The 16,817-nt window shown below is 44.0% G+C and carries 14 protein-coding genes and 8 tRNA genes; 9 read left to right on the forward strand and 13 right to left on the reverse strand.

Features of this window, described 5'->3' with window-relative positions; all coding sequences use genetic code 11:
- Positions 1-51: 51 nt before the first annotated feature.
- A tRNA-Glu gene (locus NH462_RS21850) sits at positions 52-127 on the reverse strand.
- 75 nt (positions 128-202) lie between these two features.
- Positions 203-278, reverse strand: a tRNA-Ala gene (locus tag NH462_RS21855).
- 519 nt (positions 279-797) lie between these two features.
- On the opposite strand from NH462_RS21855, the gene NH462_RS21860 reads away from it, so the two are divergent.
- The 7 genes from NH462_RS21860 (at position 798) to NH462_RS21890 (ending at position 3,699) form a co-directional block, all read left to right on the forward strand.
- Positions 798-873: transfer RNA gene (locus tag NH462_RS21860), tRNA-Val, on the forward strand.
- 65 nt (positions 874-938) lie between these two features.
- Positions 939-1,014, forward strand: a tRNA-Val gene (locus NH462_RS21865).
- A 65-nt stretch (positions 1,015-1,079) separates the two neighbouring features.
- Positions 1,080-1,155, forward strand: a tRNA-Val gene (locus tag NH462_RS21870).
- Between the two features lie 130 nt (positions 1,156-1,285).
- Positions 1,286-1,361, forward strand: a tRNA-Val gene (locus NH462_RS21875).
- 36 nt (positions 1,362-1,397) lie between these two features.
- Positions 1,398-1,473: transfer RNA gene (locus NH462_RS21880), tRNA-Val, on the forward strand.
- A 130-nt stretch (positions 1,474-1,603) separates the two neighbouring features.
- Positions 1,604-1,679 (forward strand) — tRNA-Val (locus NH462_RS21885).
- A gap of 388 nt (positions 1,680-2,067) precedes the next feature.
- A complete protein-coding gene (locus tag NH462_RS21890; protein ID WP_010378834.1) occupies positions 2,068-3,699 on the forward strand; it encodes a response regulator in 1,632 nt (543 codons plus the stop codon).
- A 23-nt stretch (positions 3,700-3,722) separates the two neighbouring features.
- Here NH462_RS21890 and msrB read toward each other — a convergent pair whose 3' ends face one another.
- From msrB to NH462_RS21920, 6 genes are all read right to left on the reverse strand, one after another.
- Positions 3,723-4,163 carry a peptide-methionine (R)-S-oxide reductase MsrB gene (gene msrB, locus NH462_RS21895; RefSeq protein ID WP_253107748.1) on the reverse strand — a complete coding sequence of 147 codons (441 nt, stop codon included), beginning with the start codon at positions 4,161-4,163 and terminating at the stop codon, positions 3,723-3,725.
- Position 4,164: 1 nt separating this feature from the next.
- The gene (locus NH462_RS21900; protein WP_010378830.1) at positions 4,165-4,677 is read right to left on the reverse strand and encodes a DUF2919 domain-containing protein; all 513 of its coding nucleotides are present in this window, start codon (positions 4,675-4,677) and stop codon (positions 4,165-4,167) included.
- A 4-nt stretch (positions 4,678-4,681) separates the two neighbouring features.
- Positions 4,682-6,700: an NAD-dependent DNA ligase LigA gene (gene ligA / locus NH462_RS21905; RefSeq protein WP_045965889.1), complete on the reverse strand. Its 2,019-nt coding sequence runs from the start codon at positions 6,698-6,700 to the stop codon at positions 4,682-4,684.
- 66 nt (positions 6,701-6,766) lie between these two features.
- Complete coding sequence (zipA, locus tag NH462_RS21910; protein WP_010378826.1) at positions 6,767-7,492, reverse strand: cell division protein ZipA; 726 nt, start codon at positions 7,490-7,492, stop codon at positions 6,767-6,769.
- An 18-nt stretch (positions 7,493-7,510) separates the two neighbouring features.
- Complete coding sequence (locus tag NH462_RS21915) at positions 7,511-10,900, reverse strand: AAA family ATPase (protein WP_253107749.1); 3,390 nt, start codon at positions 10,898-10,900, stop codon at positions 7,511-7,513.
- 64 nt (positions 10,901-10,964) lie between these two features.
- Positions 10,965-11,699, reverse strand: a complete 735-nt coding sequence (locus tag NH462_RS21920) for an RNA methyltransferase (RefSeq protein ID WP_253107750.1) — start codon at positions 11,697-11,699, stop codon at positions 10,965-10,967.
- Positions 11,700-11,826: 127 nt separating this feature from the next.
- Between NH462_RS21920 and NH462_RS21925 the strand changes: the two genes are divergently transcribed.
- Entirely contained in the window at positions 11,827-12,123 is a 297-nt protein-coding gene (locus NH462_RS21925) for a hypothetical protein (protein WP_010378819.1), read from the forward strand.
- Between the two features lie 54 nt (positions 12,124-12,177).
- Here NH462_RS21925 and NH462_RS21930 read toward each other — a convergent pair whose 3' ends face one another.
- The 5 genes from NH462_RS21930 to NH462_RS21950 all read right to left on the reverse strand — a co-directional run bounded on the left by NH462_RS21930 (position 12,178) and on the right by NH462_RS21950 (position 14,996).
- Positions 12,178-12,615 (reverse strand): energy transducer TonB, encoded by a 438-nt coding sequence (locus NH462_RS21930; protein WP_010378815.1) that lies wholly within the window; start codon positions 12,613-12,615, stop codon positions 12,178-12,180.
- A gap of 96 nt (positions 12,616-12,711) precedes the next feature.
- Positions 12,712-13,719, reverse strand: coding sequence for an NAD(P)H-dependent glycerol-3-phosphate dehydrogenase (gene gpsA / locus NH462_RS21935; RefSeq protein WP_010378813.1), 1,008 nt, complete (start codon positions 13,717-13,719; stop codon positions 12,712-12,714).
- A 3-nt stretch (positions 13,720-13,722) separates the two neighbouring features.
- Complete coding sequence (secB, locus tag NH462_RS21940; protein ID WP_010607582.1) at positions 13,723-14,211, reverse strand: protein-export chaperone SecB; 489 nt, start codon at positions 14,209-14,211, stop codon at positions 13,723-13,725.
- Positions 14,212-14,294: 83 nt separating this feature from the next.
- Entirely contained in the window at positions 14,295-14,552 is a 258-nt protein-coding gene (grxC, locus tag NH462_RS21945; RefSeq protein WP_253107751.1) for a glutaredoxin 3, read from the reverse strand.
- Between the two features lie 12 nt (positions 14,553-14,564).
- Positions 14,565-14,996 (reverse strand): rhodanese-like domain-containing protein, encoded by a 432-nt coding sequence (locus tag NH462_RS21950; RefSeq protein ID WP_010378806.1) that lies wholly within the window; start codon positions 14,994-14,996, stop codon positions 14,565-14,567.
- A gap of 277 nt (positions 14,997-15,273) precedes the next feature.
- Between NH462_RS21950 and gpmM the strand changes: the two genes are divergently transcribed.
- Complete coding sequence (gpmM, locus tag NH462_RS21955; protein ID WP_010378803.1) at positions 15,274-16,815, forward strand: 2,3-bisphosphoglycerate-independent phosphoglycerate mutase; 1,542 nt, start codon at positions 15,274-15,276, stop codon at positions 16,813-16,815.
- Positions 16,816-16,817: the final 2 nt, after the last annotated feature.

Here is a 16,817-nt window from a genome sequence, read left to right on the forward strand (position 1 = left end):
CTTTATTTAGCTGTTTATTCTCTTGCTAACCGAGTTACCTACCAAAGTAAGTGGCGTCCCCTAGGGGATTCGAACCCCTGTTACCGCCGTGAAAGGGCGGTGTCCTAGGCCTCTAGACGAAGGGGACACAATAACAAACAACTTCGCACTCGAGGCGTTGCCATTTGAATTATGTACTAGGACATATGCACTAACGATAAATTGGTGGAGCTAGACGGGATCGAACCGTCGACCTCTTGCATGCCATGCAAGCGCTCTCCCAGCTGAGCTATAGCCCCATAATAGTCAGACCTGAACTGCTAGCCTGTATCGCTGAGTGCGGGGCGCATTCTATGCAGGAGCAAAAATAAAGTCAACAACTTTTATGAAAGTTTTTTCTAACTGATTCATTTTAAATCAAGAAGCGTAGAATATAACCAAATGACTCCCCTTTGCAAGCCTAACACCTTGAATTGGATTATTTATTACACAATTTAAAACGCATAGTTACCGCATCTCTGCCTTTTTGTTTTAAATCCAATTAGGCCAGAGTGATTTACGGCTCTTTTCTTTTTCCGAATGGTATCCAACCCTGCTTAATTTCGCGCTATAACATGCAAAGCACAGCAACTTATTTCCCCCAAAATAAGATGGTTCTAGGACAAAAATATAAGCCCCCTCACCTCTTCTATAATGAAGAGCTTAAAGCATTGAGCATAAAAACATCACACAGCATAGTTTTTTAAAGTTAAGTGTTGACTCTTTTCAAACTAAACCTATAATACCGCCCCACAACGGCAGACGTTGTAATACAATTTGGGTTGTTAGCTCAGTTGGGAGAGCATCGCCCTTACAAGGCGAGGGTCACTGGTTCAAGTCCAGTACAACCCACCACTTCTACTCTTAGATTAGAATTGGACATTAAACTCTATTCGAGAGTATAAATTGAAACACAATTTGGGTTGTTAGCTCAGTTGGGAGAGCATCGCCCTTACAAGGCGAGGGTCACTGGTTCAAGTCCAGTACAACCCACCACTTCTACTCTTAGATTAGAATTGGACATTAAACTCTATTCGAGAGTATAAATTGAAACACAATTTGGGTTGTTAGCTCAGTTGGGAGAGCATCGCCCTTACAAGGCGAGGGTCACTGGTTCAAGTCCAGTACAACCCACCACTTTATTCTTTATTAGATAGAGTGGTCGATGCAAAGCATCGCACTAAGCCTGATCAAGGCAAGGGTCACTGGTTAAGTCCAGTACAACCCACCATAACTCCATTCAAGAGTATAAATTGAAACACAATTTGGGTTGTTAGCTCAGTTGGGAGAGCATCGCCCTTACAAGGCGAGGGTCACTGGTTCAAGTCCAGTACAACCCACCATAACTCTATTCAAGAGTATAAATTGAAACACAATTTGGGTTGTTAGCTCAGTTGGGAGAGCATCGCCCTTACAAGGCGAGGGTCACTGGTTCAAGTCCAGTACAACCCACCACTTTATTCTTTATTAGATAGAGTGGTCGATGCAAAGCATCGCACTAAGCCTGATCAAGGCAAGGGTCACTGGTTAAGTCCAGTACAACCCACCATAACTCCATTCAAGAGTATAAATTGAAACACAATTTGGGTTGTTAGCTCAGTTGGGAGAGCATCGCCCTTACAAGGCGAGGGTCACTGGTTCAAGTCCAGTACAACCCACCACTTTATTTTCTAGATATAGTGGTCGATTCAAAACATCGCACTAAGCCTAAGCAAGGCTAAAACCACAACTTTAAATTCAGTATACCACTTCACTTTCCGTACTGTCGTTGTTACTTATCACATACTCAAACAGCACATCAAAATGAATAAGTTTAAACCTGCCATTAAGTCCATAGAAACAACCCGTTTTTCTCATTGATTAACTAATTAATTACTCTACTAAGCCTCCCAAATTTTTGTTATACCCTTAACTATTTTGCCGCTAACCTCAGTAAATAGTTGGGATAAGCTAAATAGACTAACCTACTAAAAATGAGTTAATTTTTGTTTTCAAAACTACACCTAAGTACTAGACTAGAAGCAAAGCCATTGTCTAAAAATTGTTTCTATGTCAGCTCCATCTATTCAAAATGCCAAAATGTTAATCGTTGAAGATCAACCATTAGCATTGAGCTATATGAAACAATCTTTAGAACAGTTAGATTTCAGAAATTTAAAATTTGCAGAAAGTGCAGACAGTGCAAAAGAGCTTTGTACCATCAATAAGTTTGATCTCATCGTATGCTCTTTTGGTTTAGCAAAAAAGCAAAATGGCTATCAATTTTATGAAGAGTTGCGCTCCAAACAGTTAATTCGCTCAAGTACCGCTTTTATTTTTATTTCTTCTGAAACTAGCCCCGAGTTAGTCCATAGTATTATTGAACTCCAACCTGATGACTTTTTAGTTAAGCCCTTTTCAATAAAAGAACTACAAAACCGTATAGAACGAGTTTTAAAGCGTAAACAGGCTTTAAGGCATATAAACTTGCTTGTAGACGATAAGAACTACTCAAAGGCCTTGAAAGCGCTAGATCTAGAACTAGATAACAAAGATCATAACTACACTTCCCTACTCCTAAAGCTAAAAGGAGAACTTCTACTCAGGCTCAATCAATTAGAAGAAGCTAAGTCTTTTTACAAGTCGGTTTTGGCTCTACAAAAGTTTACATGGGCAAAGCTAGGCTTGGTCGAGGCGCTCATTACCAACAATGAAGATGTTATCGCTCAAAAGATGTTGAAAACCTTAATAGAGCGACCAGAAACTCGTCTTCCTGCGCTCGATTTATTGAGCAAACTCGAAATAAAGCTAAATCAATATGAGAATGCCCAACAATTGTTAGAGCAAGCAATTGAGATGGCACCAAGAAATATAAATAGGCAACAGTCACTTGGTCGAGTTGCGCAAATTAATCACGACTATGAAGCCAGCTATAAAGCACATAAAGATATAGCAAGTTTCGCGCGCTACTCTATCCATGACAAACCAGAAGTGTATTTGAACGCCGCACGAGCAGGAATAGATTTTGCTCTGAGTACCGATCAATCAGACCAAGTCACTCGTCTCACAAGACAAACGCAACAATACCTGAGTGATTTAAAACAACAATTTCCAAACGCACAAACCCAAGCGCAAATCGATGTCCTCAACGCCCGCGTCCATTATCTAAAAGATGAGCATAAAAAAGCGAAACAACTGCTAGAACAGTTAGAAGATGAACCCGTTATTCGCTCGGTAGATTCCACTTTAGACAAAGCAAAAGCACTACATGAGGTGGGATTAAACCACAAAGCTCAGGAGCTATTTAGTCAAGTTATTGCCCACTGTGAGCGCCACAACTCAAGCGCAGATCCCATCACAATGCACTATCTATATCAGCAGCAGCAAGAGAAAAAAGAGATCACCATGGGTCCTAGAGAGCTGAATAACCATGCGGTCACACAGTTTAACAAAGGACAATATGAAACCGCTTTGGAGGCATTCACTCAAGCCTTTAGAATTATGCCTAAAAACTCAGGAATAGCGCTAAATTTACTGCAATGTATGAGTGATAGTTGTGCTAAGTCAGGAAGTACTTTTAATTCCAATTTAGCAAAGCGTTGTACTACCTTGCTAAATCAGTCTGAGTTGGATAGTGAACAGCAGATCCGCTACGGTAAACTCAAAGCTAAACTAAATGAAATGAAACTCGACTTTGAGTAATCACTTGTTTTATCGCAATTGAGTTATTTCTTTTCCATTGCAAGGGCATTAACACAATAACGCAGTCCACTTGGTTCAGGGCCATCAGGGAATACGTGACCTAAGTGGCTATCACACACATTACAAGTGATTTCGACGCGCATCATTCCATGGCTCTTATCGCCATGATATGCCACCGCTTCCACTGCTGCAGGCTGTGTAAACGAGGGCCAACCAGAGCCACTATCAAACTTTTCTTCGGCATCGAATAACAGCTCGCCACAGCATACACAGTAGTATTTACCAGGTTCAAAAAGCTGACAACTTTGTGAGCTAAACGGGCGTTCAGTCCCCTTTTTCCTGGTGATCATGTAAGTTTCTGGAGCAAGCTCTGATTGCCATTGCTGGTCCGATTTATCAACTCTGCGAGGAGCAACAGGATTACCATTTCTGGCAAAGTTTAGTATATCTAACCACTTTAACATCTCAATTCTCTCTCTTGTTTACTTCTGTTTTTTGCTCTTCAACAGGAAGTGGCCAATCGCCAAAAAAGCAGCTTAGATAGCGACTTTTAATTAAATATAAAAGTACCCAACTCACCAATACAATTTGTACGGCAATATAAGGAGAAAAACTATAATGGGTTTTCCCAGCTTGCAGGGTTAACCACGCCAAATCGAGTACCGCTGTTAATATAAGTGGCAAACGCATATAACGCCAGACGACTGCGAGCTTTGGAGAGCTTGTTGGCCGCCTAAGAGAAAACACAACGGTTGGTATGAGCGCGATACAAGCGATCCCTGTCGCGACAAAAAAGTGAAACTTAGACTCAAAGAATAGCGACATCAAATCCAAGTCTGGGCGTCTCGCTAGTGCAGAAAACACCCAAATAAGCAACGGGCGGAGCAACACGACCAGCGCTAAATTAAAAGCGATTGGCGTACGATAAACGCCATATTTATCCCAGTATTCAGGGCCGTATCGTGTTACTGATTTCATTTTACTACTCGTATTTGTTTAACAGTGCGATCAGCGCCTCTTCATCGAACACCTCAACACCTAGCTCTTGTGCCTTAGTGAGCTTAGAGCCTGCTTTTTCGCCGGCATAAACTGCATCCGTATTTTTCGACACACTACCCGCGACCTTAGCGCCAAGCGCTTGCAATCTCGCTTTAGCATCGTTGCGGTTCAGTTGGCTCAAGGTTCCAGTCAACACATAAGTTAGCCCTGCTAAAGGCTGTGCATCCTCTGACGGTGCTGCCACATCTTGCCAAGTTACACCCACTTCAATCAATGCAGTTACCACTTCTTGATTGTGCTGCTCGGCAAAAAAGCTATGAATGTGCTGCGCAACAACAACACCAACATCACTTACTTGCTGTAGAGTATCAATGGAGGCGACCATCACTTTTTCAAGCGTCAGGAAGTGATTTGCCAAGTTTTGTGCTGTCGCTTCACCAACTTCTCTGATCCCAAGGGAATACAAAAATTTGGCTAACGTTGTTTGCTTTGCTTCCTCAAGCGCCGCAACCAAGTTTTTAGCAGACTTTGGTCCCATACGTTCAAGAGACTCAAAATGCCCTTGTCTTAAGATAAACAGATCGGCAGGGGTTTTGATTAGCTCGCGCTCAACTAACTGCTCAACTATTTTGTCGCCAAGGCCATCTATGTCGAGGGCCTTTCTCGATGCAAAGTGCTTAATTGCTTCTTTACGTTGTGCACGGCACACTAAACCGCCAGTACAACGCGCAACCGCTTCTCCTTCAACACGTTCAACATGAGAATCACACACCGGACAAGTATCTGGAAACTCAATCTCTTTGGCATCATCAGGACGCCTATCTAACACGACCTGAGTTACCTGAGGGATCACATCCCCAGCTCGGCGTACAATAACGGTATCACCAATCTTTACACCTAAACGCGCAATTTCATCACCATTATGAAGCGTGGCATTCGATACCGTAACACCACCAACAAAAACAGGCTCTAAGCGTGCAACGGGCGTGATCGCACCAGTACGACCGACCTGAAACTCAACATCAAGCAGCTGAGTGATCTCTTCTTGTGCTGGAAACTTAAATGCAATCGCCCAGCGCGGCGCGCGAGCAACAAAGCCAAGCTGCTCTTGCTGCGCTTTATCATTCACTTTGATCACTACGCCGTCGATTTCATAGGGAAGCTCAGCACGGCGCGTCATGATATCTTGATAATAAGCCAAAGCTTGCTGTGCATTATCGACAAGCTTTGTCTCAGGGCTCATTGGCAAGCCCCAACCTTGTAATTGCTGTAGTTGCGCATAATGCTCGTTGGCCAGCTCACCGCCTTCAACCAAGCCCATAGAATAAGCATAAAACATCAACGGACGCTTAGCGGTGATTTTTGAGTCTAATTGGCGCAGACTTCCCGCAGCCGCATTTCTTGGGTTTGCAAAGGTCTTATCACCTTTTGCTTGCGCCGTTTCATTTAGCTTAATGAAACCCGCAGTATCCATAAAGACTTCACCACGCACTTCTACTTCATGCGGAATATGTTCTCCACGCAGTTTCAGCGGAATATTGCGAATGGTTTTGACGTTCTCCGTAATGTTTTCCCCAACTTGACCGTCTCCCCTTGTCGCCGCTTGAACGAGCACACCATCACGATACAAAATAGACACCGCCAAGCCATCGAGCTTTGGTTCACAGCAAAAAGTAACATCTTTACTTGTCAGTAGGCGCTCTTTTAGACGGCGATTAAATGCCGTAAATTCACTCTCGTCGAAGGCATTATCAAGCGACAACATAGGTACTCTGTGTGTTACTTGCTCAAACTTGCTAAGCGCTTCACCACCCACTTTCTGCGATGGGGAATCAGGACTTTGTAACTCAGGATGCTGCTGCTCAAGCGCCATCAACTGGCGCATTACACGATCATATTCCGCATCAGGCACACTTGGGTTATCTAGAACATAATATTGGTAATTGTAATCTTCGAGTTGCTGCCTAAGAGCTGCAACTTGGCTTTCAATGTTGTCTGACATTTAAACCTCTAAACGTAAAAAGCCACCAGCAGATGCCAGTGGCTTAAAAATGATTCTAAGTAGCGATTAAGCGGCGAATTCACGCACTTTTTCAACATAACCGCGCACGGCTTCAACCGTTAACGGTTCGCGGTCTTTATCAAGTACCGTTGCGCCAAACTCTTCAGCTAGTTTTTTCGATGCACTGTGAAGCATATTAAATGCAGCCAAGTTATCGCCTTCACAAGGTAAGGTCATAAATAGGCTAATGCCAGCTGTGCTAAATTGTTCCATGTTATCGATGTCAAACGTACCTGGGTTGTACATGTTTACCAATCTAAATAACACAGGACCGTTTCCGGACGGCTCTAAATGGCGATTGAAGAAGCCCTCATCAGAATATTTAAATCCAAGGCTTAACACGGTTGGTAACAACCTTGAACCTGCCATTTTCAGGCCTTCAGGCATATCAACGTGAAGAATAATAAAGTCTTGTGGCTCTATTGCACTCTCTTCAAGCTCAGCCTCTTCAGATCCACTGTTCTCGGTTTGCACCTCAGTTTCAGGCTCTTCCGTCGCTAAAATGCCCTCAGTCGCAGGCTCGTCATCCACCGCACTAAAGGTCATCTCTCCAATTTCAGGTTCGTCAGGCTCTTTATCGTGACTCGGCGTTTGCTCTTTGAGTTCATTGGGCTCCTTTTTTGAAGCTTTATCGCTGTTCTTCTTACGAACAGACCAAAGTCCATGTATGAGTAACCCGCCTATGACCAACGCACTGATCACGATTAATGCCCATCTTAACTCTGTGGCCATTGCTCACCTTTTTTGTTGTTATGCCTGTGCCATTTGCACCGCTTGTTCTATATCTACGGCAACCATACGCGACACCCCGGGTTCTGCCATGGTTACCCCCGTCAGTCTACCCGCCATTTCCATAGCGACCTTATTATGACTGATATAAATAAATTGCACTGTTTGCGACATCTCTTCAACCAAACGACAAAATCGCCCTACGTTTGCGTCATCAAGCGGTGCATCTACTTCATCCAGCATACAGAATGGGGCTGGATTAAGCCTGAATATTGAAAACACCAATGATAATGCGGTCAGCGCTTTTTCTCCACCACTTAACAGATGAATTGTAGAGTTTTTCTTACCAGGCGGTCTTGCCATGATAGAAACACCACTTTCTAGCAGGTCATCGCTAGTTAATTCTAGATATGCATTCCCCCCACCAAACACTTTAGGAAACAGCTCAGCTAAGTCTTCATTCACTTGATTAAAGGTGGCGCTGAAGCGGGTTTTGGTCTCTTTATCAATTTTTCTGATCACCGCTTCTAACGTTTCTAACGCATTAGTGAGATCATCCAGCTGTGTATCTAAATAGGTTTTACGTGCCTTCGCTTCTTCAAACTCTTCAATTGCAGCTAAGTTCACAGCCCCTAACTTGCCAAGATCATTACTGACTCGACTCAAATTAGCTTGATACTGCCCCAAATTTGCATTCTCAGGTAATTGCGCCAGCTCCGCTTTTAGCGTCCGGCCAAGCTCCTGCAAAGGTTCAAGTGCCGCTTGCGCCTTTATCATCAAGCTTTGCTCTTCAAGTTTCACTTGTTGCAAAGACTCATTGAGTTTACCCACTTCGCCTTGCGCATCTTTTAATGCCGCTTGTTTTTGGGAAAGGTTTTCCTTGGCTTGGTTGAGCGTATCCAACATCGTTTGCTTTTGCGCCTTGGCTTCTAGATGTTGGGCGAGCAATAATTCAATGTCTTCATGCGCCTCCGCGAGCGGCTCTTCACAAAGCAAAATATCTGCTTGTGTTTGCTCGATGCGCTGGTTTATTTCATCGCGACGATGTTGCAAGTGTTCCAATTTAGAATTGCTGAGCTGTAGTTCACTTTCAGCCTGCTGTGATGCAAGTTTAGTGGTATGAACTAATTGCTGTGCTTCTTGTAATGCGGCGCGTCGAGATTGACTATGTTGTTTAAACTCGGCCAACTTAGCCTCGGCCAGTTGTTGTGTTTGTTGTGCTTGCGCTAGCAACTCATCACGTTGTAATTGCTGTTCAGTATAAAGTTCAAGTTGTTCGATGACCTCAGCTCGTTCTTGAGCAATGGCATCAAGTTGTTCTTGAATTTTCTGTCCTTGCTCACGCCAAATGCTCAGATTCTCATCCAGCATTTCAATTTTGGTTTTATGGCTGGCGATTGCTTGGGCCTTTTCGTGAACGCATTGCTGTGTTTCCAATAAGCCAGCTTGCGTGTCTTCAAGGGCAATACGTTTTTGTGCTACAGCCTGCTCGGCCTCTTCGGTGAGTTGTTGTAAATGAGGAAGCTGAGATTGGCATGACTGCAATTGGGCATAGCGTTTTAACGCGCCACTCTCTTCATTGCTTTTCGCCTTGGCCTTGAAGTTATCTCCCACAATAACGCCACCGACCGTCACGCCGAGAAGAAATTGTTCACACGATTTAAAGTCTGTAGGTTCAGCGCATAATTTTATTTTCGTTAAAAAGCTGGGGAATAGTCCTGAGCTTATTTTTGTCGCGACGGAATCAACGGGAACTTCGAGTTCGATGGGCCATAGCGTATTCATTTCGCTTTGCTCAACGACCAAATGCGTCAACCCAAGCAGTGCCGCTTCCACGCATTCTTCATACCCGGACTCGACAACAAGTTGCGATAACATAGTCGCAGATGAAGCCTCCGATGTTTCCTCTGCCCAGCGTGATAACGCTTTTATTTCAGATTGCACTTCTTGTAACACCTGGATCGATTTTTGAGCATGAGCCTGTGCCAGTAAGATTTCCTCTTTATTGGCTTGCTCTTGGTCTTGCAACTTACCAGCTTGGCTTTGTAATTTAGCCATCGCTTGAACCAGCTGATGATGTGCATCCTGAGCTTCAGCCAAGTCATTTTCCAACATAGATGCGTGATGCGCGTCTGCCTGTTCCAGCAGTTCAGCCTGACGCTTGTCTATGTGCAGTTTAGCTTGCTGTTGTTGCGCTAATTGGCTTGCCCCTTGCTGTACCTGAGCATGTATTTGTTGGTACTGCTTCTGTGCGCCACTAAACTGCGCTTCTAACTGAGCCTGCTCTGTGTCACTTTGCTCATTTGTGAGTTGAATTTCTTCCAGTTGCAATAGCGCAATTTCAAGTCGTTCAGAAACTTCAGCGACTTTTTCAGCGCTGCTCGCCACATACTCGGCTTGCTCGTCTTGCGCCTCAATCACTTCTTGCTGTTGTGATTTCAGTATTTGAGACTGCTCAATAAGCTGACGCTTTTTGTCAGTTAGATTGACTTTCTGTTGCTCAAGCGTTGCCAACTGGGTTTCAATTCGGTGCACGCTATGTTGTGCTTGCTCATAGCCATCGTTGCAATGCTTAATTTCATGTTCTAACGTCGCTAAAATGCTGTCATGACCAGTGTGAGCTTCATTAAAAAATGCTAATTTTTCATTGAGTTTGGCAATTTCTTTGGCTTTGATTGCCTGCTTTTGCTCAAGGCTTTGCCACTTTAAAATCGCTATCCAAGACTTTAAGTCACGCTCTTGCGACTTTAAAGACTTATATTCGCTCGCCTGTTGTGCTTGAAGTGCCAGTTTATCTAGCTGACTCTGTAGCTCTTGCCTAACATCGAGCAAACGCTCCATGTTTTCGCGGGTACTCTTGATCCGAGTTTGGGTTTCTCGTCTACGCTCTTTATATTTTGAAATCCCGGCGGCTTCTTCTAAAAAAACTCTTAACTCTTGCGGCTTACTCTCAATCAAGCGAGAGATCATCCCTTGCTCTATGATTGCGTAACTGCGAGGACCTAGGCCAGTACCCAAAAAGATATCCGTGATATCGCGCTTACGGCACTTACTCCCATTTAAAAAATAAAGAGATTGGCCATCTCGCGTTACTAAGCGCTTAATGGCAATTTGATTACGATCTGCAAACGTGCCGGGCAACCGGCCTTGAGTATTATCAAAAATCAGTTCTACAGAAGCTTGCGAGATAGGTTTACGTTTGGTCGAACCGTTAAAAATAACGTCCGTCATGGCATCGCCACGGAGATTTTTCGCAGAGCTTTCACCCAGTACCCAGCGAACCGCATCAATAACATTAGACTTACCACAGCCGTTTGGCCCAACCACACATGTCATCTGGTCAGGAAACGGGATCTTGGTTGGCTCTACGAAAGATTTAAAGCCGGCCAGTTTGATGCTACTCAGTCGCATAGCTTATTATTGTTGTTCGCGGTTACTTTTGAGAATAAGGCAATTCATTAGTAAGATCTATGAGTTAGCAATGACAGCGTTTAATATTATCCAAAATGATCCCAGTAGCCATCGCCACATTCAATGACTCAGCACCGCCAAACGCAGGAATAGTCACCTTTTTATTGATGTGAGCCGCTATGGTATCGCTAATACCATGGGACTCGCTGCCCATGACCAACACGGCATTACGACTAAATTGGCACTGATGCACACTTTCACCACCAAGAAATGCTCCATAGCATTCGCCTTGATATTGCTTTAAAAAGGCCTCGAGATCGGTTCTCACCACATTAACTCGCACAAATGAGCCCATGGTGGCGCTGATCACTTTAGGGTTAAATTGATCCGCGCAGTTTTCGCTTACCACAAGCTGCGTTAATCCATACCAATCGGCAAGACGAATAATGGTACCGAGATTACCCGGGTCTGAGACTCCATCTAATGCTAACACCAACCCAGCTGTATTGATTTCTTCTGCCGGCGGCATTGCAACGACCGCTATCGCCGCATTATTTGATACCAAAGTACTCACCTTGCTCAGCATTTCCTCTTCTGCTTCTACACAGGTAATATTAACGAGTTTGGATTTATACTTTGTCATGAACTCATTGGTCGCGAACAACTGTTCAACAGCCAACCCAGCATCAACTAACTCAATCACATTCTTCTCGCCTTGTACTAAATACAGGCCATGTTGTTTGCGATATTTTTTTTGCCCTAAAGCACGAAGTAGTTTTTGTTGATTCTTGGAGATCATGTGCACCTCAAAAGTTGGATTTACCATTATACCTGTTCAGTATCAGATAAAAAGCGTTTCAATGAGGCATTAAGCTAAGAAATTATGTTATCTTGTGCCGAATGATACACAAGGCATAGAGGTAATCATGTCACCTGAGCTAACGCTTATTTTACTCAACTTTATTCTACTTTTTGTGGCCTATGTATTCGTTTACCCAAAGTTAAAAGAGAAAAGCCTCGCCAGTATCAGCAAACAAGATTTATTGGTTACTGCGGTTTCTTTAGTTGTGTCTGGAAGTTTGTACTATGGCAAGGATATCGAATTTTCGTTAGTGTTTTTTAAGAGTAATTGGGTGGTGTTTACGATTGTCGCATTTAGCGTGATTGAAATCCCATTTTTACTGTGGTTTAAACGTCGCTATAACATTAAGTTTGGAGAGTAAGTATCACACTCCCCAAATTTACTTAATTTGAAGTTTAAGCTAACGGATTTTTATTTATTCACAGTCCAATTTAGCTTGAGCTTCACAACGCATTTGCGCGTCAGCTAAATCGGCACCGCCCAGGCAAAAATCAATTCTCATCAACTTTTCTTCTCGCCCAAGGTGCTGCGTATCAACAGGAGACCATTGCCAACTTTTAATAAGTTGTTTAGCGTGCTTAGCCAATTTTGTGGATGGAATGCTAGCAATTTGTACTATATCATCAGTTTTGCCATCAGCACCAATCATCACCTTGAATACGGTACATCCAGCAAGCTTGCGCTTTGCTAATGCTAGTGGATATTTAGGTGTGCTATTACCTTTCTTTTGCCAAATGGAAGTTTCTATAGATGGACTTAACTGGGTTGACTTTATATCAGCATATACTGTCTTTGCTGCAGCTCCCCAACAGCTGCCTAAAATCAGCAAACCAATCAATAATTGAATTTTCATAAATACTCCTTTTTATACTTATCAAATAGAGGTTCCACTCTACTTCTTATTCATTGAAAAACCAAAGCAATAGTTGCTTTGGCTTCCATAGGCAACTCACTCAGCTCGCTTTTCGCGACCAAGCAATGCCATCGCGGCTTCTTTCACATCTTTTTGCTCATAAAGCACTAGATAGATCTGCTCGGTGATCGGCATTTCAATACCTGTGCGTTTGGCAAGTAGATAAACTTCTTTGGTATTGCGATAGCCTTCGACCACCTGACCTATACTCGACATCGCCTCATCGACCGACTTTCCCGAGCCAAGTGCAAGACCAAAGCGGCGATTACGCGACTGGTTATCCGTACAAGTGAGAATCAGGTCACCCAGTCCTGCCATACCCATAAAGGTTTCAGAACGCGCGCCTAAAGCACATCCTAAACGACAAAGTTCAGCAAGTCCTCGGGTAATAAGCGCCGTTCTGGCATTGGCACCAAAACCAAAGCCGTCAGACATGCCCGCGCCAATTGCGATAACGTTTTTGACCGCGCCACCGAGCTGAATACCAATAAAGTCTTCATTGCTATACACCCGAAACGAGCGACCGCAATGCAACAGCTCTGCAAGCTCTTCACGAAACTTTGCACAAATCGAAGACACTGAAATAGCAGTAGGTAACCCTGCTGCCATTTCTTTTGCAAAAGTAGGTCCACTTAGCACCGCCAGCGGCACATCGTCACCTAACACGTCCAGTGCAACCTCTTGCAATAATCGCCCAGTATTCGGTTCCAGCCCCTTGGTTGCCCAAGCTACTTTTGCATTCTCAAGTAGCATAGGTTTAATCTTCTTCAAGGTGTCTGCAAACGCATGACTTGGCACAACCACCAAAATACGCTCGCTAGACTTAACAGCCGTTTCTAAATCGGCCTCAAGTTCAAGCGTGTTTGGAAACTGGGTGTCAGGAAGATAACGTTGGTTTTTACGCTCAGCTGCTAGCGCCTCAACGTGTTCGCTATTGCGTCCCCACAGTGTCACTTGGTGACCATTTCGGGCGAAACAAATAGCAAGGGCGGTGCCATAAGACCCCGCCCCTAATACAGTTACAGCTGATTTTGCTGTACTCATCAATTATGCGTCAGCAGTTTGCTCAGGCTGCGCTTGAGCCGCACGTTGCTGCATATACTGAGCGAATAATGCGTCAAAGTTAACTGGCGCAAGGTTTAACTGTGGGAAAGTACCACGGTTAACTAGGCTAGCTACCGCTTCACGCGCATATGGGAATAGAATGTTAGGGCAGAATGCGCCTAGCATGTGTGCCATTTGCATTTCTTCAAGATCTGCAATTGCAAAGATACCAGCTTGTTGGATTTCACATAGGAATGCAGTTTCTTCACCAATAGTTGCCGTTACCGTTAGCGCTAGAACAACTTCAAAAACGTTGTCATCAAGCTTTGCTGAACGTGTGTCCATGTCTAGCTTAACTTCTGGTGTCCACTCTTTTTGGAAGATACCTGGTGAGTTTGGCGTTTCAAACGATACATCTTTAGTGTAGATGCGTTGAATGTTGAACTGAGCGCCTTCTTGTTGTTGTTCTGCTGCTTGGTTTTGTTCTGCCATGATAATTTCCTAAATTCTGTTGTGATCCTGCTAGTTCCTAGCAGTCATTATAAAAAGTAAGCTGAGCTAAAGCTCAATCAATCTTATGCTTCTAATAGCTTATCGAGTTCGCCTTGCGCTTCAAGCGCCATCATATCGTCGCAACCACCAATATGGCGCTCAGCGATAAAGATTTGTGGCACGGTATAGCCACCGTTGGCTTTTTCGATCATCTCGTCACGAAGCTCAGGCTGTGCGCCAATATCATACTCAGTGTATGTGACACCTTTTGCATCTAATAGTGCTTTTGCACGATGACAAAATGGACAATAGTCTTTGGTGTAAATTACGACTTGGCTCATCATAGACCTCAGTTATTTTCCGTTAGAGATTGGTAAACCCGCACTTTGCCATGCGCCAATACCACCTGATAATACGTACACTTGCTCGAATCCAGCTTTGTGCATATTATCAGCAACAGCAGATGCCGTCATACCTGTGTTACAGACCAATATAATGGGCTTAGATTTATGTTTTTCAAGACCAGCAAAATCTTTTTGCTTGAGTTTTTCCGCATTCACCTGCTCAGAACCTGCAATGTGGCCTTGGTTAAACTCTTTTGCTGCACGCATATCGAGTACCTGACCATCTTGGCGGTTAACAAGCATAGTCAACTGCTGAGGATTAATTTGTCTAATTTTAGAAAACTGACTTTTAAACCAACTACTCACTAACATCGCGGCTAACACAACCCAAATGATGCTAAGTACCGGATGGTTACCTAAAAACGCAACGTATTGTTCCATTAATTTATCAACCAAAAATTATTAAACGATAAAGTGGCAGCAAGTATACCTGCTTTATTCTCGACAAAACAGACTTGTTCAACATGAGCAAATATCAATCTCAAAGTAGATAATTCATCGCTGTGGGGCTGAATATTCATACAAAAACAGGTATTCTACTTGTCAGCAACCAGAGCAAGCTTATCGAAGCGCTGCAGGCCAAGTTAGTTAATCTAACCTTGTAGCGTTTGCTATAAGACATCAACATCGTGCCTAATTCAGGATTTCAGGAGCGCAAATGACAGCTAAGAAAAAGCCATTGGTATTAATGATTTTAGACGGTTGGGGCTATCGCGAAGAAAGCGAGAGCAATGCTATTTTAGCAGCCAATACCCCAGTATTAGATGAACTATGGCGCTCTGCTCCACACACCTTGATTTCAGGTTCAGGCCTTGATGTTGGTCTACCGGATGGACAAATGGGGAATTCCGAAGTTGGCCACGTTAACCTCGGTGCGGGACGTGTGGTTTATCAAGACTTCACGCGGATCACTAAAGCGATTGACGATGGTGAGTTTGAGCACAATCCAGCTCTGGTTGAGAATATCGACAAAGCAGTGGCAAAGGGCAAAGCCGTTCACCTAATGGGATTATTGAGCCCAGGTGGTGTTCACAGTCATGAAGATCACATTGTTGCAGCGATTAAATTAGCGGCTGAGCGCGGTGCAACCGTCTATTTGCACGCATTTTTGGATGGCCGCGATACACCACCTCGTAGCGCACAAGCGTCAATTGAGAAAATGGAAGCCTTGATGCAGTCACTCAATTGTGGCCGCCTAGCGTCTATTATTGGTCGCTACTATGCTATGGACCGTGACAATCGCTGGGACCGTGTCGAGTTTGCTTATAACCTGATGGTAAGTGGCGACGCTGATTTTACTTATCGTAATGGCGTTGAAGCGCTACAAGCTGCTTACGCGCGTGATGAAAATGATGAGTTTGTTAAAGCATCAGTGATCACCGAAGCTGGGCAACCTGCCGCAACTATCAATGATGGTGATACGGTTATCTTTATGAACTTCCGTGCAGACCGAGCGCGCCAGATGACCCGTGCTTTTGTCGATGCTGACTTTAATGGCTTCGAAAAACGCAAAGCACCGGACCTAAGTGCGTTTGTTATGATGACTGAGTACGCTGCCGACATTAAAGCCCCTATCGCTTTCGCGCCTGAAGCACTTGTAAATGTGCTAGGTGAATGGCTAGCTAAGCACAACAAAACTCAGCTGCGTATTTCAGAAACGGAAAAATATGCCCATGTCACTTTCTTCTTTAGCGGCGGTCGCGAAGATCTCTTTGAAGGTGAAAAACGTGAGCTTATTCCTTCTCCACAAGTCGCCACTTACGACTTGCAGCCAGAGATGAACTCAGAAATGCTAACGGATAAGTTAGTTGAAGCCATTCATAGCGGTGAGTTTGACGTCATTATCTGTAACTACCCGAATGGTGATATGGTTGGACACTCTGGTGTATTCGAAGCCGCAGTAAAAGCATGTGAAGCCGTTGATAAGTGTATCGGTCGTGTGGTTGCAGCGTTAAAAGAAACCGGTGGTGAAGCTCTGATCACAGCAGACCACGGCAATGCTGAGCAAATGCAAAACCCGAAAACGGGCCAAGCTCACACAGCACACACTAGTGAGCCTGTACCATTTATTTATGTAGGTCGTGATGCAGAGCCACAAGCAGGAAAAGCACTAAGCGATGTTGCACCAACAATGCTGCATTTACTTGGTATGGAGCAGCCTAGCGAGATGACAGGCACTCCAATTATGCGTTTAAAATAACG

Source organism: Pseudoalteromonas sp. OANN1 (assembly GCF_024124685.1).
Lineage (GTDB): Bacteria > Pseudomonadota > Gammaproteobacteria > Enterobacterales > Alteromonadaceae > Pseudoalteromonas > Pseudoalteromonas piscicida.

Excerpts from the sequence above, each read along its gene's own strand:
- NH462_RS21890 (WP_010378834.1), top strand. The coding sequence starts at position 2,068 with ATGTCAGCTCCATCTATTCAAAATGCCAAAATGTTAATCGTTGAAGAT.
- msrB (WP_253107748.1), bottom strand. The coding sequence starts at position 4,163 with ATGTTAAAGTGGTTAGATATACTAAACTTTGCCAGAAATGGTAATCCT.
- NH462_RS21900 (WP_010378830.1), bottom strand. The coding sequence starts at position 4,677 with ATGAAATCAGTAACACGATACGGCCCTGAATACTGGGATAAATATGGC.
- ligA (WP_045965889.1), bottom strand. The coding sequence starts at position 6,700 with ATGTCAGACAACATTGAAAGCCAAGTTGCAGCTCTTAGGCAGCAACTC.
- zipA (WP_010378826.1), bottom strand. The coding sequence starts at position 7,492 with ATGGCCACAGAGTTAAGATGGGCATTAATCGTGATCAGTGCGTTGGTC.
- NH462_RS21915 (WP_253107749.1), bottom strand. The coding sequence starts at position 10,900 with ATGCGACTGAGTAGCATCAAACTGGCCGGCTTTAAATCTTTCGTAGAG.
- NH462_RS21920 (WP_253107750.1), bottom strand. The coding sequence starts at position 11,699 with ATGATCTCCAAGAATCAACAAAAACTACTTCGTGCTTTAGGGCAAAAA.
- NH462_RS21925 (WP_010378819.1), top strand. The coding sequence starts at position 11,827 with ATGTCACCTGAGCTAACGCTTATTTTACTCAACTTTATTCTACTTTTT.
- NH462_RS21930 (WP_010378815.1), bottom strand. The coding sequence starts at position 12,615 with ATGAAAATTCAATTATTGATTGGTTTGCTGATTTTAGGCAGCTGTTGG.
- gpsA (WP_010378813.1), bottom strand. The coding sequence starts at position 13,719 with ATGAGTACAGCAAAATCAGCTGTAACTGTATTAGGGGCGGGGTCTTAT.
- secB (WP_010607582.1), bottom strand. The coding sequence starts at position 14,211 with ATGGCAGAACAAAACCAAGCAGCAGAACAACAACAAGAAGGCGCTCAG.
- grxC (WP_253107751.1), bottom strand. The coding sequence starts at position 14,552 with ATGAGCCAAGTCGTAATTTACACCAAAGACTATTGTCCATTTTGTCAT.
- NH462_RS21950 (WP_010378806.1), bottom strand. The coding sequence starts at position 14,996 with ATGGAACAATACGTTGCGTTTTTAGGTAACCATCCGGTACTTAGCATC.
- gpmM (WP_010378803.1), top strand. The coding sequence starts at position 15,274 with ATGACAGCTAAGAAAAAGCCATTGGTATTAATGATTTTAGACGGTTGG.